17 protein-coding genes are annotated in these 19,781 nt (G+C 68.1%); 8 read left to right on the top strand and 9 right to left on the bottom strand.

Features of this window, described 5'->3' with window-relative positions; all coding sequences use genetic code 11:
* Positions 1-18 precede the first annotated feature (18 nt).
* Positions 19-1,395, top strand: coding sequence for an aspartate aminotransferase family protein (locus KEG38_RS26590; RefSeq protein WP_272422717.1), 1,377 nt, complete (start codon positions 19-21; stop codon positions 1,393-1,395).
* Entirely contained in the window at positions 1,392-2,411 is a 1,020-nt protein-coding gene (locus KEG38_RS26585) for a radical SAM/SPASM domain-containing protein (RefSeq protein ID WP_272422716.1), read from the top strand. Before KEG38_RS26590 ends, KEG38_RS26585 begins: the two co-directional genes overlap by 4 nt.
* Here KEG38_RS26585 and KEG38_RS26580 read toward each other — a convergent pair.
* A complete protein-coding gene (locus KEG38_RS26580) occupies positions 2,392-3,522 on the bottom strand; it encodes a sterol desaturase family protein (protein ID WP_272422715.1) in 1,131 nt (376 codons plus the stop codon). The genes KEG38_RS26585 and KEG38_RS26580 overlap by 20 nt on opposite strands.
* A 145-nt stretch (positions 3,523-3,667) precedes the next feature.
* On the opposite strand from KEG38_RS26580, the gene KEG38_RS26575 reads away from it, so the two are divergent.
* Positions 3,668-4,873 carry a cytochrome P450 family protein gene (locus KEG38_RS26575; protein ID WP_272422714.1) on the top strand — a complete coding sequence of 402 codons (1,206 nt, stop codon included), beginning with the start codon at positions 3,668-3,670 and terminating at the stop codon, positions 4,871-4,873.
* Positions 4,874-5,601: 728 nt separating this feature from the next.
* On the opposite strand, the gene KEG38_RS55640 is transcribed toward KEG38_RS26575, so the two are convergent.
* Both KEG38_RS55640 and KEG38_RS26565 read right to left on the bottom strand, forming a co-directional pair.
* Complete coding sequence (locus tag KEG38_RS55640; RefSeq protein ID WP_272422713.1) at positions 5,602-7,482, bottom strand: sensor histidine kinase; 1,881 nt, start codon at positions 7,480-7,482, stop codon at positions 5,602-5,604.
* 142 nt (positions 7,483-7,624) lie between these two features.
* On the bottom strand, positions 7,625-8,599 hold the full coding sequence (locus KEG38_RS26565) for a PAS domain-containing protein (protein WP_272422712.1): 975 nt from the start codon (positions 8,597-8,599) through the stop codon (positions 7,625-7,627).
* Between the two features lie 112 nt (positions 8,600-8,711).
* Here KEG38_RS26565 and KEG38_RS26560 point away from each other — a divergent pair, with 112 nt between their 5' ends.
* Complete coding sequence (locus KEG38_RS26560; protein WP_272422711.1) at positions 8,712-9,608, top strand: bile acid:sodium symporter family protein; 897 nt, start codon at positions 8,712-8,714, stop codon at positions 9,606-9,608.
* A 10-nt stretch (positions 9,609-9,618) separates the two neighbouring features.
* Here KEG38_RS26560 and KEG38_RS26555 read toward each other — a convergent pair whose 3' ends face one another.
* Together KEG38_RS26555 and KEG38_RS26550 are read right to left on the bottom strand one after the other, a co-directional pair.
* Complete coding sequence (locus tag KEG38_RS26555; RefSeq protein ID WP_272422710.1) at positions 9,619-11,751, bottom strand: ABC transporter permease subunit/CPBP intramembrane protease; 2,133 nt, start codon at positions 11,749-11,751, stop codon at positions 9,619-9,621.
* The gene (locus KEG38_RS26550; RefSeq protein WP_272422709.1) at positions 11,748-12,539 is read right to left on the bottom strand and encodes an ABC transporter ATP-binding protein; all 792 of its coding nucleotides are present in this window, start codon (positions 12,537-12,539) and stop codon (positions 11,748-11,750) included. The genes KEG38_RS26555 and KEG38_RS26550 overlap by 4 nt, the downstream gene beginning before the upstream one ends.
* 93 nt (positions 12,540-12,632) lie before the next feature.
* Between KEG38_RS26550 and KEG38_RS26545 the strand changes: the two genes are divergently transcribed.
* Both KEG38_RS26545 and KEG38_RS26540 read left to right on the top strand, forming a co-directional pair.
* Positions 12,633-13,721 carry a peptide-N-glycosidase F-related protein gene (locus tag KEG38_RS26545; protein WP_272422708.1) on the top strand — a complete coding sequence of 363 codons (1,089 nt, stop codon included), beginning with the start codon at positions 12,633-12,635 and terminating at the stop codon, positions 13,719-13,721.
* 251 nt (positions 13,722-13,972) lie between these two features.
* Positions 13,973-14,473, top strand: coding sequence for a VOC family protein (locus KEG38_RS26540; RefSeq protein WP_272422707.1), 501 nt, complete (start codon positions 13,973-13,975; stop codon positions 14,471-14,473).
* A 14-nt stretch (positions 14,474-14,487) separates the two neighbouring features.
* Here the strand turns inward: KEG38_RS26540 and KEG38_RS26535 are convergent, their stop codons facing one another.
* Positions 14,488-15,537 carry a S66 family peptidase gene (locus KEG38_RS26535; RefSeq protein WP_272422706.1) on the bottom strand — a complete coding sequence of 350 codons (1,050 nt, stop codon included), beginning with the start codon at positions 15,535-15,537 and terminating at the stop codon, positions 14,488-14,490.
* Positions 15,538-15,696: 159 nt separating this feature from the next.
* On the opposite strand from KEG38_RS26535, the gene KEG38_RS26530 reads away from it, so the two are divergent.
* Positions 15,697-16,557 carry a PAS domain-containing protein gene (locus KEG38_RS26530; RefSeq protein ID WP_272422705.1) on the top strand — a complete coding sequence of 287 codons (861 nt, stop codon included), beginning with the start codon at positions 15,697-15,699 and terminating at the stop codon, positions 16,555-16,557.
* Between the two features lie 3 nt (positions 16,558-16,560).
* Here KEG38_RS26530 and KEG38_RS26525 read toward each other — a convergent pair whose 3' ends face one another.
* The 3 genes from KEG38_RS26525 to KEG38_RS26515 all read right to left on the bottom strand — a co-directional run bounded on the left by KEG38_RS26525 (position 16,561) and on the right by KEG38_RS26515 (position 18,814).
* Entirely contained in the window at positions 16,561-17,250 is a 690-nt protein-coding gene (locus KEG38_RS26525) for a class I SAM-dependent methyltransferase (RefSeq protein ID WP_272422704.1), read from the bottom strand.
* A 7-nt stretch (positions 17,251-17,257) separates the two neighbouring features.
* Positions 17,258-17,629 carry an NlpC/P60 family protein gene (locus KEG38_RS26520; protein WP_272422703.1) on the bottom strand — a complete coding sequence of 124 codons (372 nt, stop codon included), beginning with the start codon at positions 17,627-17,629 and terminating at the stop codon, positions 17,258-17,260.
* Positions 17,630-17,710: 81 nt separating this feature from the next.
* Positions 17,711-18,814, bottom strand: coding sequence for a glycosyltransferase family protein (locus KEG38_RS26515; RefSeq protein ID WP_272422702.1), 1,104 nt, complete (start codon positions 18,812-18,814; stop codon positions 17,711-17,713).
* A gap of 61 nt (positions 18,815-18,875) precedes the next feature.
* On the opposite strand from KEG38_RS26515, the gene KEG38_RS26510 reads away from it, so the two are divergent.
* Positions 18,876-19,682, top strand: coding sequence for a Nif3-like dinuclear metal center hexameric protein (locus tag KEG38_RS26510; RefSeq protein ID WP_272422701.1), 807 nt, complete (start codon positions 18,876-18,878; stop codon positions 19,680-19,682).
* The last annotated feature ends 99 nt before the right edge of the window (positions 19,683-19,781 follow it).

Raw genomic sequence — 19,781 nt, 5'->3', positions numbered from 1 at the left:
GGCGACAATCGCCCGCGGATGCCCCCCTCGCCCTCCTCCCACCCTGCCGTCGCGAAGTACGCGGAGCACATCAATCCCGCCTTCGTAAAACTCCTCGGCGCCTTCGGGTACGGCCGCGTCTTCGTCCGCGCGAGCGGCACGACGCTCTGGGACCACGAGGGGCGCGAATATCTCGATTTCCTTTCGGGCTTCGGCGCGCAGAGCCTCGGGCACAACCACCCGAAGCTCCGGGCGAACATGGCCGCGTTCCTCGCGGACGACGTGCCGAACCTGGTGCACGTGGGCCCGCCGGTGCACGCGGCCGAGCTCGCTTCCGCGCTCGCGCGCCGCGCCGGGCCGCTCACGATGTGCCTCTTCTCGTGCACCGGCGCCGAGGCCGTGGAGGCCGCGCTGAAGCTCGCGCGCGCCGCGACCGGGAAGAAAACGCTCCTCTATTGCAAGAATGGTTATCACGGACTGAACCTCGGCACGCTGTCGACGTCCGGCATCCCGCGCATGCGTGAGCTCTTCGAGCCGCTCTTGCCGGCCTGCCAGGAGGTCCCGTTCGGGGATCTCGACGCGCTCGACGAGGCCCTCGGAAAGACCCGTGCCGCCGCGTTCCTCGTCGAGCCGATCCAGGCCGAGGGCGGCATGCTCGTCCCGCCGAAAGGGTACCTGCGCGCCGCGCAGGAGCTCTGCAAAAAGCGCGGCGCGCTGCTCGTCCTCGACGAGGTGCAGACCGGCATCGGCCGCACGGGCTCGCTCTTCGCTTGCGAGGCCGAAGGGTTTTTCCCGGACGTCCTCGTGCTCGGCAAGGCCCTCGGCGGCGGAATGGTGCCGATCTCCGCGACGCTGACGACGCCCGATCTGTGCAAACGCGCGTTCGGCACGGCCGAGCGCTTCGATCTGCACGGCTCGACATACGCGGGCAATGCCTTCGCTTGCCGCACGGCCGGGGCGATCCTCGACATCCTCGACGAGGAGGGGCTCGTGCAAGCTAGCCGGGAGAAAGGCGAGCGGATGCTCGGCGCGCTCCGCGACCGCATCGGCAAGCACCCGCTCGTGCGCGAGGTGCGGGGCCGCGGGCTCTTCGTGGGGATCGAGCTCGGACCGACCGAAAAGGGCGGGCTCTTGCATCGGGCCTTGCCGGGCCTCGTGGAGGCGGTCTCGCGGCGTATCTTCGGGCAATGGCTGAGCGTGCGCCTGCTCGAGCACGGGATCGTGGCGCAACCCGCGAGCCAGCAATGGAACGTGCTCAAGCTCGAACCGCCGCTCACGGTGACGGACGCCGAGATCGACCGCGTCGTGGATCGGATTGGCGCGCTGCTCGACGAATACCGCGAGGTGGCCCCGATCGTGCGCGATGCGACGGCGCGGCTCGGGCAGCAGTTCGCCGGCGGATGGAGGTTCGGATGAGCTTCGCCACGTGGAAAAAAGAGGCCACGTTCGCCGCGACGCTCCTCCGCAGGCGCCCGTTTTCGTGCCTGATCCAGGTCACGAACCGCTGCAACATGGAATGCAGCTTCTGCGATTTCTGGCCGAACCCCGCGCCGCCCAAGCAGGAGCTTTCGCTCGCCGAATACCGCCGCGTCGCGGACGAGCTCGCCGAGCTCGGCACGTTCGTGATCTCGGTCGAGGGCGGCGAGCCGCTCGCGCGGCCCGACATCGTGGAGATCGTGCGGATTCTCTCGGAGAAACACATCACCGCGCTGTTCACGAACGGCTGGTTCGTGACGGAGGACAAGGCCAAAGCGCTCTGGGACGCGGGGCTCGTGCACGGCAACGTGAGCATCGATTACCCCGAGGCGAGCCGGCACGACGGGAAACGCCGGCTCGCGGGGACCACGGATCGCGCCTGGAAGGCGGTCGAACTCCTCCGCGACACGGCGCCGCGCGGGGGCAAACAGGTGCACGTGATGACGGTGCTGATGGAGGACAACTGGCGTGATCTGGAGGCGCTGCTCCGGCAGAGCGAGGCGCGCGGGGTCGGCCATCAGCTCACGCTCCTCAGCATTGCGGGCTATCGCCGCGGCAAGGAGGGGCCCGACAAGATGCCGCCCGTGGGCGTGTCCAAGCATGTGCTCGCGCTCTGGGAGAAGTATCCACACCTCCGGTACTTCCGCGATTATTTCGCGCGCATCGACGCCTTCCTCGCGCAGGAGAAGATGCCCACGTGCAGCGCGGGCAAGACGGGGTTCAACATCGATCACGTGGGCAACGTCTCGCCCTGCATCGAGCGGATCGACGAGAGCGTGGGCAACGTGCGGGAGGCGAGCCTCGGGGAGCTCCATCGGCGGTTGCAGGAGAAGCAGGCCGAGATTGCGAGGTGCCAGCAATGCTGGACCGCTTGCCGCGGAATCAACCAGGCCCTCGGCAATGGCGGGTCGGCGCAGAGCCTCCTCGATCTGGGCACTAGGATGCGGACGAGCTGAACGCGATCGCGAGGCCGAGCGCGGCCGTCGCGGCGACCCGCACGCCCTCCCGCTTGGCCGCGCCGTCGCGCCCGTCGAGGAGCCCGCCCATCGTCGACAACCCCCACAAGACGACGAGCGCCCCGGCCGCGAGTTGCCAGAACGGATGCCGATCGCGCAGCCAGAGGAGGTGCAGCGCGAACGCGAGCGTCGCGGCGAACGCGAGCGCGGCATAAACCTTTGTGCGTGTAGGAATGTCCGTGTCGGGCCGCGCGGGCGCGTGGCGCGGGAAGACAATGCCCTCGGGGGTCCAGCCGGGGTGACGGACGAAGGTCCGGACCTTGTCGCCGAACGTCTTCGCCTGGCGCGCGACGGCGATGAGGTCGCGGAAGAACACCCATTGTGCCCGCGCGCCGTCGTGCGTCTGGTAGCCGAACGGCGTGCCGAGGACCGGCGGATCGGCGGGATCGACCTCCACGTGCGTACCGAACATGCGGTCCCACACCGTGAACATCGCGCCGAAGTTCTTGTTCAAATACCGCCGGTTTCTCGAATGATGCACGATGTGCGTCGCCGGCGTGACCAGGAACCAGAGCCCCGGGCGGTGGAAGACGCGCGAATGGACGCTGAGCGCGTAAAAGGAGATGATCGAGATCGCCACGAAGAAATGCAGCGGCGGGACGCCGAGCATGGGGATGGGCGCGTAGAAGAGGAAGGCGTACGTGTCCGAAAACCAGGGGTGACGCGTGGCAACCGAGACGTTGAAATGCTCGGACTGGTGATGGACGCCGTGGATCGCCCAGAGCGCGGCCACGGAATGGCCGGCGCGGTGATACCAGTAATACCCGAGGTCGCCGAGCGCGAACGCGAGGATCCAGGGGACGATCGAGCCCTCGGGCCAGCGCACGAGCGCGAGCCTGTCGTAGGCGAAATCGTAGAGGCCGAGGAGCAACGGGCCGAGGAAGAGGCCAAGGACGATCTCGCCGAGCCCCGCCGAGAAGCTCCCGAGCGTGTCGGCAAACCCGTAGACGCGCTGCCCTTTGCGGCGCGAAAGCGCGATCTCCAGGGCGATGATGGCAAGGTAGAACGGAACCCCGAGCGCGTAGTACCCATTCGTCTCGAGGCGGCTCATGCGCCAAGACTACGGAATCGCGCCCGGGGCGTAAAGGGCGGGGCTCATGACCATGGGAGCACCTTTTTCAAGCCATCCGGTACGCTCGTGAGCACACAACACGCCCTTGCCGGGCCCTTCCACGGGCCCCTACCATGCTTCCCCCATGCACCCCTTGTTCACGCTGGCGGGCCGCAAGGACCCTCATCCGATCTACAAACGCCTCCGCGCCGAAGAGCCCATCTCGCAGGTCATCGAGCCCTACCGGAAAGTGCCTTTCTGGCTACTCACGCGGTACACCGATTGCTCCGAGATGCTGCGAGATCCCCGCTTCGGCAAGGATTTCACCAAATGGCCCCCCGAGGAGCGTGCGCGCCTGCGCGTATCGGGCGAATTCGACGTGCTCGGCAAGCACATGCTGAGCGCCGATCCGCCAGACCACACGCGGCTTCGCTCCCTCGTGGCCAAAGCCTTCACGCCGCAAATCGTCGAGGGCCTGCGCGGCCGCATCTCCACGATTGCGGAGAACCTCGTCTCGGCCGCCCTCGCGCGTGATGCAAGCGGGATGGACCTCGTCTCGCAATTCTCGTATCCCCTGCCCGTCACGGTCATCGCCGAGCTGCTCGGCGTGCCCTCCGCAGACCAGGACGATTTCCGTCGCTGGACCACGACGCTCTTCACGCCCGCGGACACCGAGGAGCAACTCGCGCACCTGCGCGCCACCGGATTCGAGTTCTTCCAGTACTTCATGGCGCTCATCGAGCGCCGCAGGGCCGAGCCAAGAGACGACCTCGTGAGCGGGCTCGTGGCCGCCGAGGAAGGCGGCGATCGTCTGAGCACCCAAGAGCTCGTAGGAATGCTCTTCCTCCTGCTCGTCGCAGGCCACGAGACCACAGTCAATCTGATCACGAACGGCATGCTCGCGCTGATGGACCACCCCGAAGAGCGCGAGCGTCTCGTCGCCGATCCGTCGCTCCTCGAATCAGCCGTGGAGGAGATGCTGCGCTATTGCGGGCCGGTGGAGACGACGACATACCGCTTCGCACTGGAGGACGTGGAGATCGGCGGGGTGACGATCCGAAAAAACGAGCTCGTGCTGGCATCGCTGCTCTCCGCCGATCACGACGAATCACGATTCCCAAACGCAGCCCGCTTCGACGTGGGGCGAAAACCAAACAAGCACATCGCATTCGGCTACGGGATCCATTTCTGTCTCGGCGCGCCGCTCGCGCGGCTCGAAGCCGTCATCGCCGTGGAGACGCTGCTCCGGCGCCTGCCAAGGATGAAGCTGGCCGTCCCGCGCGAGGACCTCGAGCCAAGCTCGATGCTCCTGCTGCTGCACGCAAAGAAGCGATTGCCTGTTCAGTTCTAGGTTAGGTTGGAGGCCGCCGCGCTGGGGCGTTGCCCCAGGCCCCAGCAGGGGCTGTCCGCCCCTGCACCCGGACCAGCCAGGGGCTGGACCCGGGACGATGAACTGCGCGATGCGCAGTTCATCGCAGCGTCTTTCACCCCCTCTCCGCCGCGCGTGCAGGTCCCTCGGCCTCCGTCATCGGTCTTCGACCCCGTTCCCGCAGGTCCCGGGACCTCCCGGATCGACGTCGCGCTCCGTTCCCGCAGGTCCCGGGACCTCCCGGATCGACGTCGCGCTCCGTTCCCGCAGATCCCGGAACCTCCCGGATCGATGTTGCGCTCCTTGCGCGAAGGTCCCGGGACCTCCCGGTCGATGTAGCGCTCCGTTCGCGAAGGTCCCTCGGGTCGACGCCGCTGCGCTGGGGCGTTGCCCCAGGCCCCAGCAGGGGCTGTCCGCCCCTGCACCCGGACCAGCCAGGGGCTGGACCCAGGACGATGAACTGCGCGATGCGCAGTTCATCGCACAGGCCCGGTCGAGACCGGCGACGACCTCGCCAACCAAGACAGCTGCGCTGACATCTCGACGGGCGGGGCGATCCCACCGGCCCGCTGGAAGAACTGCGCATCGCGCAGTTCTTCCACCCCGAGTCCAGGGCTTGCCCTGGTCCGGGTCGAGGGGCGGACAGCCCCCGCGGGGCCCGGGGCGGCGCCCCGGCGCGGCGGCTCCAGCTGAGACCCCTGTGCTCGGGTCTAGACCTGATCGCTCCCGGGTGGCAGCGGGAGCTTCACGCAGAAGGTTGCGCCTTCTCCCTTCTCGCTCGAGACGGAGATCGTGCCCTTGTGTGCTTCGACGATTGCGCGGCAAACGAAGAGCCCTGCGCCGAGCCCGGCGTGTGCGTCCTGCCTCCGCCGGAATGGCTCGAAGATCCTCTCCAGCTCCTCTGGCGTGATGCCCACGCCGCGATCTCGCACCGAGACGACCGCGAAGCCTGGCTCCTTGCTGACCGATATCGTGATCGGCTGTTTGGCGCCGAATCGCGCTGCGTTCGACAGAAGGTTCACGAAAACCTGCTCGAGGTGCGTCCGATCCCAGTGGCCGTATACGGGGCCCTCGCTCTGGATCTCCACGGTGCACCCCTCGGCTGCGACCTCCGTTTGCATCTTCCGTGCGACGTTCCGTACGAGCTCCTCGATCTCCACGCGCTCGAGGTTCAGCACCGCGTTGCCCGCGGCGACGTTCGACAGCACGAACATGTTGTTGATGACCTGCGTCATCCGGCGAAGCTCGCGCGTGGAGACCTTCAAGAATCGGCTCACGTCCGCCGGGCTCATCACGGGCGTTGCGTCCTCGGGGCGGGCTCGAAGCATGTATTCGTAAAGCAGCCGCAGACTCGTCAGCGGCGTGCGCAGCTCGTGCGATGCGAATCGCAAGAACTCTTCGCGCGCATGAACCGCGCTCTCGAGCTCGCCTTCCACGCGCTGGAGACGGTCGACCCGCTCCTCGAGCTCGGTCCGGAGCTCCCGCTCTCGACCCAGGCTGTGGGCGAGGGCCTTCGCGCGCTGCTGCAAAATGAGGGTCAGCACGAGCGTGATGCCGAGACCGACGATGAACGTCCGCAGGACGACCTTGCGCGTTGCGGTGAGGGCGCTGTACGCCTCGGCTTTGTCGACCTCGGTTGCGATCCCGAGCTGGAGCTCTGGATCCCATACCCAGGCCCCGATCACCGTAACGCCTCGGTAATCGCGGTAGCCGTCGGTGTCGAGCCCGGATTTCCCGGAGACGGCGCTCATGGCCATTCTCGTCAAGGGCTGCTCCGACCGGGGCAGCCGGGAGCGGAAGCCGCGGAGCATGTTACCGCCTGGATCACGCAGCTCGATCACTTGGCTCGAATGTTGGCCGGCGGCGAGCAAGCCGATGTCGCGGAGCAGCGGCTCGAACCGGCTCTCCGTCGCGAGACGCGCGTAACGGTCGAATGCGTACGTCTCGCCCGTCTCGCCGACCCGGCCCGACTGTGTGATGCGCGAGAATTCTCCGGTGGGATCGATGCGGAAGACGAGCGCTGCCACGATCGCCCCGTCCTCGTCGCGCACGGGTGTCGCGACGAGCATCGTCGGAACGTCGACCTCGAGGTTTTGGTCGCGCATGAGGAAGGGCGCTCCGGTGACGGTCGAGCCACGAAGCGCCGCGGTGATGGTGTCCGGATCCAGGCGGCTCAGCGTGTTCGTCGCGACGACATCGCCGTGGTCGGAGGCGATGTCGATGCCGTCCGGGGCGATGATGTCGAAGCCCATGTATTGCTTCTGCTGGACGACGTCCCGCAGCAGGCGCCGCAGCTCGCCGAGGTACGGGCCCTCGTGGAGCGCCCCGCCGCTGCTCCGGAGCTTCAACTGCGCGAGGACCACGCGCCGCACGCCGGCCTCGCCCGCCCAGCTCTTCGCGGTGGCCTCCATGTGCCGCTCCCAGGTCACCAGACCCTCGCGGGTCGTCGCGAGCACGGTCTGTACGGTCGCCGCGGCCTGGCGGCGGTGAATCGCGTCGATCAGGGACAAGCCAAACCACGTGCTCAGACCGATCGGCACGAGCATGACCAGGAAGAGCAGCCAGTCCGCACGTTGGGTCCTGATTTTCACTTGATTGCCGCGGCGCGGGCGGGAAGCAACCAAGAAGGGTGCCATTGCCGTCCTGTGTGGTTCCTGCCCGCCGAGGGAGCACGACAGGAGCCGAGCCGCCGGCCGGTCGCGTCGGGCGGGCGGCTGCGAGCGGCTCTACGCTTTAACGGCGGAGGGCGAATGCAATGCCGCTCTGCAGATTGCTCCGCATGACGATTCCCTCGAGATCGGTGCCGATCTCGAGGAGCGTCCGCGCGACCTCGGGCCGCACGCCCGTCACGACCACACGCGCGCCGAGGAGCCGCGCGGCGCGGGCCGCCGAGACGATCGCGCTCGCGACGTTCGTGTCCACGGTGCGCACGCCCGTGACGTCGAGGATCACCGAGTGCGCGCCGTGGTGGCCGATGCCGTCGAGGAGCGTGCTCATGATGCGCTCGGCGCGCGCCTGATCGACGCGGCCGACGATCGGCATGGCCACGACACCGTCGGCGATCGGGACCAAGGGCGTGGAGAGCTCGCGGAGCGTCTCTTCCTGCGCGGCGATCACCTGCTCGCGCAGGAGCAAGCGCTCCTCCTCCTGCCGCTTCTGCTCGGTGATGTCCGTGGCGATGCCGCAGACGCCCATGAGCGCGCCGTAGCTGTTCAGGATGGGGAATTTGATCGTGACGTAATGGTGGGTCCCATCCGCGAATTCGACGGCCTCCTCGAATTGAATGGGCTCGTCCCGGCGCACCGCCTCCTCGTCCCTCTCCCGCATGGCGCGGACGGCCTCCGGCGGGAAAAAATCGGCGTCGGTCCGGCCGAGCAACTCCTTGCGTGGCTTGCGGTAAAGCCGCTCGGCGTGACGGTTCAGGAGGAGGTACCGGCCCTCGGGGTCCTTGACGAAGACGACGCTCGGCGAATGGTCGATGATCGCGTGGAGGAGGCGCCTCCGCTCGTTGTCGGCGCGCTCGGCCACGGCGGCGCGCATCGTCGTCATCCGAGACGGCGTCGCCTCGACGCGCTGGTCCATGAGCGCGCCCTCGAGCGCGACGATCTGCGCGCGCAGCGAGCCGTTTTCGCGCCGCAGCGCCGCGATCTCCGCCTCGAGCGCGGCGACGTCGACCCCCGCGCCCTCCGCCGTTCGTTCAGATCCCATGGTTCCCCTTCCGAGTATTTCTACAACCGGAGCCGAAACGCAAGCAAGCGCGTTCGCGCCGCACTCCCTTGTTGAGTCGGTGGTGGTGTTCGTGACACCCTCTCCATTCACCATGCAATCGAATGTCTTCACGGCCGTGTTCATGCCGCTCGCGCTCGGCGTCATCATGCTCGGCCTCGGACTCGGGCTCGGGCTCGAGGATTTCCGCCGCGTCGTGGTGTATCCGCGGGCCGTCTTCGTGGGGCTCGTCTGCCAGACGGTGCTCCTCCCGCTCGCGTGTTACGGCATCGCGAAGGGCTTCGGGCTCCCGCCCGAGCTCGCCGTGGGGCTCATGTTGCTCGCCGCCTCGCCGGGCGGCGCGACGGCGAACCTCTTCAGCCACCTCGCGAAAGGCGACGTCGCGCTGAACATCACGCTGACCGCGACGAACTCCATCCTCAGCCTGTTCACGCTGCCGTTCATCGTGAACATGTCGCTCACGGCGTTCCTCGGGACCGAAAAGAGCATTCCGCTCCAGTTCGACAAGGTGATCCAGGTCTTCGCCGTGGTGCTCGTGCCCGTGGGGATCGGGATGCTCATCCGGGCCAAGCGGCCGGCCGCCTCGGATCGGCTGCAGAAGCCGGTGAAGATCATCTCGGCCGTGTTCCTCGTGCTCATCATCGTCGCGGCCGTGCTCAAGGAGCGGGCGAGCCTCTTGACGTCGTTCCGGCAGGTGGGCCTGGCCGCGCTCGTGTTCAACCTCGTCAGCATGGGGATCGGGTATCTGGTGCCCCTGCTCGTGCGGCTGCCGAAGCGGCAAGCGACCGCGATCGGGATGGAGATCGGCATTCACAACGGGACTCTGGCGATCGCCATCGCCTCGGCGCCCACGCTGCTCAACAATTCGACGATGGCCATTCCGCCGGCCATTTACAGCTTGATCATGTTCTTCACGGCCGCCGCCTTCGGGAGTATTGTCGCGCGCGGGAACGAGGAGAGCGCCCCCGCCGAGCAGCCGAAGGCGGCGTGAGGAGCATCTTTCAGCCGCGCGCTTTGGCCACGCGCGGCTCGCGCATCAGATAGACGCCGAGCGCGAGCACGAGCGCCGCGGCGGCCCCGAGCCCGACGGGCTGCTCATCCCCGAAGAACCTTTCCAGCCATGCAGGCCGCACGACGAGGATCGTCATGGCGAGGGCATTGTTGATCCCGTGCACGAGGATGCCGGGCAGGAGCGACCGCGTGGTGTGGCGGGCATACCCGAGCAAGAGGCCGAGCGAGAAGGTGGGGATCAATCGGTAAATCGAGCCGTGCGCGAGGCCGAAGAGCAAGGACGAGGTGATGAGCGCGACGGCGACCCCGGCGCGCGACAGGCCCGTGAAAAGGAACCCGCGGAAGAGCGTCTCCTCGCAGAGCGCGGGCAGGACGGCGATGACGAGGATCAGCACCCCGAGGGGCTGGCCGTCGAGCAGGAGCGCGTCGCCGAGCTTGTCCGAGAATTCGCGTGGGACGGGCACGAGGCGGAGCGCGATCGCGCTGACGACGACGCCCCCGGAGAGGCCGGCGAGGACAGCGCCGACGAGGGCGCGCGGGCGCGGCCAGCGCAGGCCGAGCGTCTCGCGCATCGAGGCGCCCGACGCGGCAATGGCGGCGAGGGCGGGCAGGAACATCAGGCCGAGCTGGGTGCCGGCGATCTGCACGGTCTTGTTCGTGGTCTTCTCGAGGAGGAAGCTCGCGTAAAACGTCACGACGAGGATCACGGAGAAGGCGCCGAGGGAAAAGCCGAGGCTCGGGATCCCGCCTTTTTGCCGCTCGAACGTGAAGACGGCGCGGAACGAGCCGCGGCCGCCGAGCAGGACGTCCTCGCGCTCGAAGACACGCGCGGCGAAGACGAGCGCGAGCGCGGCGAACAGCGTGGACGAGCCGAGCGTGAAGAGGACGAGATCGGGCGCGACGTCGCCGAGGTAAATCGCCTTGATGAGGAGGGCGACATTGAGGAGCGGCACGAAAGACGTGGTGACGGAGAGCTCCATCCCGGGCAAGGACGTGAGCATCGAGAGGAGCATGACGGGCAGATACACGGGCGTGAGCAGGTTCTGCGCGTCCTTGAAATCGCGGGCGAAGGCCGCGACGGCCAGAAAGAGCGCCGAAAAGAGGAGCGTGACCGGGATGAGGAGCGCGAAGGTGAACGCGTGGGCCGAAAAGGGCACGTCCATTTCGCCGGGGAGGATGCGGCGGAGCGTGAGGCCGAGGCTCGCGACGTTGACGAGGGCCGTGACGAGGGAGACGACGAAGACGGCGAGGAATTTGCCGGTGATGATCTCGAGGGGCAAGAGCGGTGCGCAGAGCAAGGTCTGCATGGTGCCGCGTTCCTTTTCGCCGGCGGTCATGTCGGCCGCGCGGAGAAAGCCGCCGAGGAGGGACATGAGGATCAGCATCATCGGCATGAGCGTGCCGAGGACCTTGCCGACCCGCCGTTCGTCGGGCGCGATGTTGCGCGAGACGACCTCGAGCCCCGACGTGAACCCCTTGGGCAAACCTTTTTCGCCCTCGCGCGAGACGAGGAGGCCGTCGCGGGCCCGGGCGAGCGCGTAATCGAGGCGATCGGCCGCGAAATCGGAGTCGCCCCAGACCGAGTCGTAATAAATGGTGACGCGGGCGGCCTTGCCGGCGCGGACGTCCTCGGAGAAACCCCGCCAGGGGACGAGCACGGCGTGCGCCTCGCGGGCGCCGACGAGCGTGCGGGCGGCGAGCGCAACCGCGGCGTCGGGCCTTTCCGCGTCGCGTTGTTTCGTGCCCGTGCTCGGCTCGGCGCCCGGGTCTTTGCGGGGTGGCCCGGGCGGGCGCGGGGGCGCGGGCGTGGGCGGCGGAATGGATCCGGCTTCGAGGTCCCGGCGGAGCGCCTCGGGGGCGCCGTGCCAGGGCACGATTTCGAGTTTGTTTTCGCCTGCCGCGAGCGCCGCGGAGACGTCGGGCGAGAGCTCGCCCCAGACGGCAATCTTCGACGGGCGCGCTTCGAGCGCATCCATCTCCGCGCCCGCCATCCGGCTCATGAGGAGCGCGAAGAGCGGATAGAGCATCATCGGCAGGAGGACGAGGCTCACGAACGTGCGGCGATCCCGCAACGTCTCGACGAGCTCCTTGCGCAGAATGACGAGGACGATGGAGAGCCTCACGCCGCACCTCCGGAAGCCGCGCCGTCCGCGCGGGGGGCGCCACGCTCGACATGGTAAAGGAATGCATCCGTGAGGTTTTTCGCGCCGCCGGCGCGCGCGCAGAGGGCCGGGACCTCGCCCTCGTCGACGATGCGGCCCTCGTGGATGAGGGAGATCCGATCGCAGAGATATTCGGCTTCGCTCATGATGTGCGTGGAGAAGAGAATGGCACGGCCCTTCGCGCGCTCCTTGCGGATGGATTCGACGATGAAGCGGCCGGAGAGGACGTCGAGGGCATTCGTGGGCTCGTCGAGGATGAGGACGGAGGGCTCGTGGAGGAAGGCGCGCGCGATGTTGGCGCGCTGCTTTTGCCCGGCGGAGAGGGTGGCCGAGGGACGGTCGGCGAACGAGGCCATTTCGAGGTCCCGCACGAGGTCGTCGATCCGCGCGGCGAGGCGCGTCTCGGAGAGGCCGTGGAGGCGGCCGAAATACTGCAAGGTCTCGCGCGGAGAGAGTCGCTGGTAGAGCTGCGTGTCGCCGGAGAGGAAGCCTATCAGGGCTTTGGCTTCGAGCGGGCGCTCGGCCATGTCGATGCCGCCGATCCGGACGCGCCCCTCGGTGGGCCGGAGGATGCCGGCGAGCATGCGCAGCGCGGTCGTTTTGCCCGCCCCGTTCGGGCCGAGGAGGCCAACGACCTCGCCCGGACGAACGACGAGATCGAGGCCGGCGACGGCGATCGTGGGGCCGTAATGCTTGACGAGGCCCTCGGCGGCGAGGGCGGCGCCTTGGGCGGAGGCTTCCGGGGACATCGGGAGGACTCTGGCAGCGACCGCGCGTCGGTTCAACGGGGTCGAGGCTCGGGCCCCCTTGGAGCCAGAACGGATCTCGTGTACCAGGGCGCGATGCGTTGCCTTCCTGCCCTGGGCGCCCTCGTTCTATTCTCCCATGCGGCCTGTAGCGAGCCTGCCGCGCCGCCCGATTCCTCGGGCACGGCCGGCGGTGGCCCCGGGCCGAGCGAGCCCGTGCCCGGCGCCGATACGGTCGTCACCCCTCACGACAAGACGCACGTTTATTTCACCGGCGAGGACAACAAGCGCATCGTCGATGCGCCGGCCACGTTCCCAGCCGAGGGAGAGTATTCGCAGATCGTCCTCCACCTGTCGCTCGCGTGCCCGGACGGCGGCTGCGACGCCTGGGATCGATTCGCCTCCCTCGGCCTCGTGACGGCGAAGGGCAATACGCCCGAGGAGGATACGGTCCTTGAAATCGCCCGCTACATCACCCCGTACGCGGTGGAGGGCGCGTGGGACATCGACGTGACCGATCTGCGCCCGCTGCTCGCCGGCGAGGTGACCGTGCGCGCCTTCATCGATACGTGGGTGGGCCCCGGGAGCCCGTACGGCGCTGGATGGCTCGTCACCGCGAGCTTCGAGATGAAAGGCGGGATCCCGGCGAAATTGCCCGTCGCGGTCCTCCCCGTCTGGGATCGGCGCTCTGTCGCTTATGGCGACCCCGCGAAGCCGGTCTCCGGGAGCGCGCCGGCGCAGGAGATCACGCTACCCGAGGGCTCGACGTCCTATGCGCTGCGCACGTTCATCACCGGCCACGGTCAGGGGAATGCGGACAACTGCGCCGAGTTCTGCACGCGCAAGCATACCTTCACCGTCGGCGCGACGCCGCACGAGCTGGACATCTGGCGGAGCGATTGCGCGACCACCGCCGTGCCCGGCCAGCAGGGCACGTGGAAGTATCCCCGCGCAGGCTGGTGCCCGGGCGCCGACGTCCGCCCGTGGACGGTGGACATCACGGCCGACGTCGCGGGCGCGTCCACCGTGAAGATCGCCTATGGCGTGGAAGAATACGAGAATACGTGTCGCCCCGATGCGGCCGTTTGCGAGGGGTGCTCGCTCGGGACGGGCTGCGATTACGATGGCGGGGCTCATACGGAGCCGAATTATCAGCTCTCGACGGTGCTCATCGCGTACAGGTGAGGTGCCCGCTCACGTACGTTTGTCCGCTCCGTCCGCGGCGCATCGATTCTTGCCTCCGAGGCTCCCCGACCGGTGCGTGGGACGACAGTTCCGGGACGCACGATTTTGTCGCGGGGGACCGATGAGTTTTCCCTCGGCCCGGGGTCCAAGTACGTGAAGCACCTCCGCGGGGGGTTGCCGTACGCTCACGACGAACCCGGCCGCTCCCGTGGTTCTTCCGTCACGTTGGCGAGAACAGCGAGAAAAAGACCATGCAAAACAGGTTTCAGCGCATCACGCCGTTCCTCTGGTTCGACACGCAGGCCGAGGAGGCCGTGAAGTTCTACACGTCGGTCTTCCCGAACTCCCGGATCGTGACGACCACGCGCTACAGCAAGGAATCCGCGCAGATGTCCGGCCGGGCGGAGGGGTCCGTCATGACCATGGGCTTCCAGCTCGACGGGCAGGACTTCACCGCCATCAACGGCGGCCCCCAGTTCACGTTCAGCGGAGCGATCTCGTTCGTCGTGCATTGCGAGAGCCAGGACGAGGTGGACCACTACTGGAACCGCCTCACCGAGGGCGGCGACGAGAAAGCCCAGCAGTGTGGCTGGCTCCGCGACCGCTTCGGGGTGTCCTGGCAGGTGGTGCCCAAGCAGCTCGTCGAGCTGCTCTCCGATCCCGACCCGAACCGAGCGCGAAGGGCCACGATGGCCATGCTCGGGATGAAGAAGCTCGACATCGCGGCCCTGCAAAAAGCCGCGGCGGGCTGAAGCCCATCGACGCATCACCCCAGGGCGCACGCGGGCTCGACGAGCCGTAACGACGGCCCCGCCGGGTCGAGCTCTGCGAGCACGCCGAGAGGCATGACGAGCTGCGGGTCCGTGTGGCCGAAATCGACGTTCGTGACGATCGGGATGTCGGTTCGGCCAAACTCGCCCGCGACGATCGAGACGATTCGCTCCTCGAGCTCGCGCTTCTGCTCGGGCGTGTAGCCCCGGGCCCGCCCGAAGACGATCCCCGCCACCCGATCGAAGATGCCCTGCATTCCGTAGTTTCGCAGGAAATACCCCACGCGCGCCGGAGGCGGCACCTCCTCGGAGGTCTCGAACAGGAGGATACGCCCCGTCCAGAAGGCAGGCTCGGGCCAGAAGGACGTGCCTTTCATGAGTTCGAGGACCTCGATGCAGCCGCCGAAGAGCCGCCCCATGGCCGGGCTCGTGCCCTGGAGCCGGCGAAAGCCGCCCGGATCGTCACGGAGGGGCTCGACGAGGCCGGTATTCGCGGGGTCGTTCCAAGCGAGATAACCTTCGATGTAAGCGCCATAAGGCCGGTAGGTGTAGGTCGGGGCAGCCGAGAAGAGCATTTCACGCAAGTGCGCGGCGCAAGCGGGCGGCAGGGCGCGGAGCTGGGCAAAGCCGGCCATGACCGACGGGCCGTGGAAGGTGACGAGGCCAAGCTGGTTGGCGAATGTGAGCAGTGTGGTGGTATCGGAAAAACCCATCAGGATCTTGGGGTTCGTCCGGATGAGCTCGCGGTCGAGGTAGGGCAGGACGCGGACCGAATCCTCGCCGCCAATGGAAGCGATGATCGCGGCGATTTCCGGGTCGGCGAAGGCATGATGGAGGTCGGCCGCGCGGGCCCGAGGGTCGGCCTGGAGGGCCGCCGGGGTCATGCGGGCCGTCGGCATTTCCCGCACGCGGAGCCCGAAGTCCTCGCGCAAAACGGCGAGGCCTCGCTCGAAGACGTGGGGAAACAGAGCCGGCCCGCCCCAGGAGGGCGAAACGACGGCGACGGTATCACCGGGGCGCAGATGTCGGGGGCGAATGGGCTCCATCGGTAGGTCCTCTCCTTCGTCGATGCTTCGATGCTGACCGAGCTCCATCCTTTCCCGCAAGCCCGGGATGCTCGCGGAACGCGTCGGCCTCACCCGCGTCATCGTTTTGTCTTTCAATCTGGACACACGCGTGCGACATGGACGCCGGGTAGAAGGATCATGATCCGTTCCGAAGAACTGCTCGACGGGTCCACGGAGGACCACGCGCTGGTGCGCACGCTCGAAGAGAAGGTGCGGGCGCTCGAGGACGAGCTGCGGTTCTTCCGCGCGCTCGCCGACGAGCTGCCGCTGAGCCTTTATCACAAGGACCGCGAAGGGCGCTGCGTCTGGGCCAACGCGGCGCTGCTCGAAAGCGTCGGCTCCGGGCTCGAAGGTGCCCTCGGCAAGACGGTGTTCGATTATTATCCGCGCGAGCTCGCGGAGAAATACGACGCCGACGACCGGCACGTGGTCGAGACGGGCGAGACATGGCAAGGCGTCGAGGAGCATCAGGCGCCCACCTCCTCCGAGGGCGCGCGTTACGTGGAGGTCAAGAAGGTGCCCGTGCGGGACGCGGACGGCGCGATCTCCGGCTCGATGGGCATCTACTGGGACGTCACCGGCGTGCGCCGCGCCGAGCGCCTCGAGGAGGAACGACGCGCGCAAGCCATCACATTGCGCGAGCTCGGGGCGCCTCTCCTACCGCTCGCCGACCGGGTCCTCGCGATGCCCCTCATTGGCCGCATCGACGGCGCGCGCGCCGCCCAGGCGCTCGATTCACTCCTTCACGGCGTCTCGGAGCGCCAGGCCGCCGTGGTGCTGCTCGACGTGACGGGTGTGACCACGATCGATGATGAGGTGGTGCGCCTGCTCGTCGACGCCGCCGGGGCCGTGCGGCTGCTCGGCGCGCGGGTGGTGCTCACCGGCGTCAAGGCCGCCATGGCGCAGGCCATGATTGAAATGGATGCCCGCCTGGATGGGATCGTCACGCTGTCGACGATGCAGGCAGGCGTCGCGTGGGCGCTCGGGCGGCGGAAATAGCCCTCACCGCCCCGCGATCCACCCGTCGAACGTCCCCTCGCCGCCCGCGCTCCCGGCGTCGACCTTGATCCACAAATTGAGGAATGCCGTCCCGGCCGTCCGCTCGGGGTATTTCCGGTACGTCGCCGGCACCCGCGCCCCGAGCCCGTGGAACGTCACGATCCGCGTGCCCACGGGGGCCGCGTCGAGCGCCGCCTCCACCCGCGCCGTGTCCTCGCGAAAGCGATCCTCGGTCAGCGGAATGGCGTCGTCGAGCCGCCTGGCCTCGGGGAAGATGTTTTCCTCGAAAGGATTGCAGAAGTAATAGGCGCGATACGCATCCCAATCGATGTCGTCGAGCGTGCCTTGACGCACCTCGGCGCGGTCCACGAGCCCGAGCGCGTCGATCACCTCGTTCGCGGTCTCGACGAGGGCCACGCGGTGCTCGATGCCATGGAACACCGCGTCGGTCGTGAGGGCGCCCGTGATACAGAGCTTGCCCACGCCGGCGCCCACGTCGAGCACGGGGCCGCCTTCCTCGGCGAGGAGGTGGCTCACCTTGCGGGCGACGACGAGGGGGGTCCAGAAGCGCGACGAGACGCGCCGGATGGGCTCGGGGAAGAGCTTATCGAACGTACGATCGGAGACGGGTCGCCCCGCGCGGAGGTCGCCTATCGCCTTGTGGAGATCGGCGTCGAGTTGGGGGCGCGTCATGCGGGGATCAGTAGCCGGTGTAACGCAGGAACGTGTCCGGCTTCTTGCCGCCGTACGAGCCGTTCCAGTAGCCCTTCTTGTAGTTCGCCTCGGCCACACCCGTCGAGGTCTGCGAGCCGATGAACGTGCCCTGATCCGGATCGAGGACGATTCCGATGTGCCCGGGCCAGTGGACGAGGTCGCCGGCCTGGGGCTCGCTCACCTTTTGGAAGTAGGGTGAGCTCGAGAAGTCATTTGCCAGCATGTTCGGGAACTTCGGGTTCACCGCGGCCCGCAGCACGGCGACGACGAACTGGTTGCACTTCATCTCGGCGTAGGAAATCTCCCGGCCTTGCATCCGCTCGTAGTTCCGGGCCACCTGTGCGATTTCGTATCCCATGGAAGAGGCCTCCCGCTTTGCGAAGAATGACGAGAGTTTACACGCACATGGCGCCGATGAAAACCCCCTTTTGGTACGTCCTCAGGGCAAACGGGCGCGGAGCGCTGCGGCAAGCGCCGGCGCCGCGTCGGGCAAAGGGCCGCAACAATCTCGACGCGCAGCGTCGAACAGGGCTTCGGGTCGCGATAACGCGACGCGCGCTTCCGTCTCGTCAGTGAGCCGGACACCGAGGCCAAGCGTCTCGACGTCGTGGGCAAGGCGCACCGACTCGGGGCTCCCGAGCAGCGGGAAGACGGCGAGCGGCACGCCGGCAATGGCGGCCTCGGCGAGCGTCGAATAACCGGCCTTGGCGAGGACGAGGTCGCAAGCGCCGAAATAACTCTGCGGGTCGGGCGTGATGGAGGGGAAATGGACGAGCGGGCCGCTGCGCTGCGAATCCGGGGCGTGGGAGGGCGCGAGGAGCCGGACGCCGGAGGCAGGCGCGGAGGCGGAGAGGACGTCGTACAGGACGGCGTCGAGGCTGCCGCCGAGGCCAAGGCCGAGGAGAAGGTCGCCCTCGGAAACGCCGAGCTCACGGCGGATGTCCGCACGATCGCGGCGCGGGCGACGGGCAAGGACACCGCCCGTGTCTTCAATGGCGGAGAGGCCCGCGAGGGGCATGGCTCCGAGGCGGAGGCGATACCCGAGGCGCGCACGGGCATACGCATCGGCGAGGGTTTCGTCGACGTCGCTGCCGAATCGGCCGGCGTACATGTCGAGCCACGTGAAGTTCGAGCAAACGACGGCGGGAATGCCCGCGCGGTCGGCGGCGAGGATCGCAGCGGCGGGGGCGTCGGCGACGACGAGCGCGGCGCCGAGGGACACGAGGCGTTCGGCCTCGGTCGCGACGAGGCGAGGGAGATCGGCGCGCCACGCGGCGAGGGCCTCGCGGGAGCGGTCGAGGTCGAAGTCGAGGGCACCCGCGCGCGGGGCAAGGCCGGGATCCAGCGAGGCCGCGGCGACGTCGACATGCGCCGCGAGGAAGGGCACTGCGGCGCGGATCATGGGCGCGGCAGCGCCGGCGCAGAGCGTAACGGGGACGCCGTCGTCAGCGAGGCGCGCCGCGAGCGCGAGCATGCGGGCGGCGTGGCCGAAGCCGTGATCGGAGGCGTAGACGACGATACGCGCAGGGTGCGCCGCGGGCATGGCCCCTCTGGTAGCGCAAAAGGGTCGGGCGTGGGCGGGCTTTGTGATAAGAGCAGAGCTCATGCGCCTCTCCGACGTGCTCCCCGTGCTGGAATCGATCGCCCCCCTCCGGCTCGCCGAGGGCTGGGACAACGTGGGCCTGCTCGTGGGCGATCCGGCAGCCGAGATTCGCGCGGCGCTGCTCTGCATCGATTACACGCCCGGCGTGGCCGCCGAGGCGCGCGAGAAGGGCGTGGACCTCGTGTATTCGTACCACCCGCCGATCTTCGAGGCGATGAAGCGGGTCGTTTCGCCGGGGCCGATCTTCGAGGCGATCCGGGACGGGATCGCCATTTATTCACCGCACACGGCGCTCGACGTGGCCGAGGGCGGGACGAACGATTTCCTGGCCGACATCCTCGGCCTCGGCCGCGGCCTGCCCGCGCGCCGTCCGATGCGCGCGCCAGGCGCAAAATTCGGTCCGGCGCCAGAGGGAGAATCACTCGGGCTCGGGCGCATCGGCGCGCTGGAAGCGGAGGCGCCGCGGGAGGAGCTGCTCGAGCGAATCAAGCGAGGCCTCGGAATCGAGGCGCTGCTCGTGGCAGGTCCGACGACGGGAATGGTGCGGACGGTGGCAGCGAGCGCGGGGGCCGCGGGTGCGATGGTGGAGGACGCGCTCGGTCAGGGGGCAGAGCTCTACCTGACGGGCGAGATGAGGCACCACGACGCGCTGCGGGCAGCGAAGCTCGGCATGACGGTGGTGTGCGCGCTGCATTCGAACAGCGAGCGGGCAGTGCTGCCGCGCATCCGGGAGCGAATCGCCGGGGCGCTGCCAGGTCTCTCGGTGTTCGTGAGCGGGGCGGACCGGGATCCGTTCGTGGTGAGGTGACCCTGAGAAACGCAGCGCTCGGGTTCTCGTACTGAAGGCGGAAAGCGCCTTCCCCTCGTCGCCGAGGTGTGTTGTCCATAAGCGGAACCACTCCTCTCC

This window comes from Polyangium jinanense (genome assembly GCF_028435265.1).
Lineage (GTDB): Bacteria > Myxococcota_A > Polyangia > Polyangiales > Polyangiaceae > Polyangium > Polyangium jinanense.
Note: the sequence above shows the minus strand (reverse complement) of the source record. Positions and strands in the feature narration are given on the sequence as shown.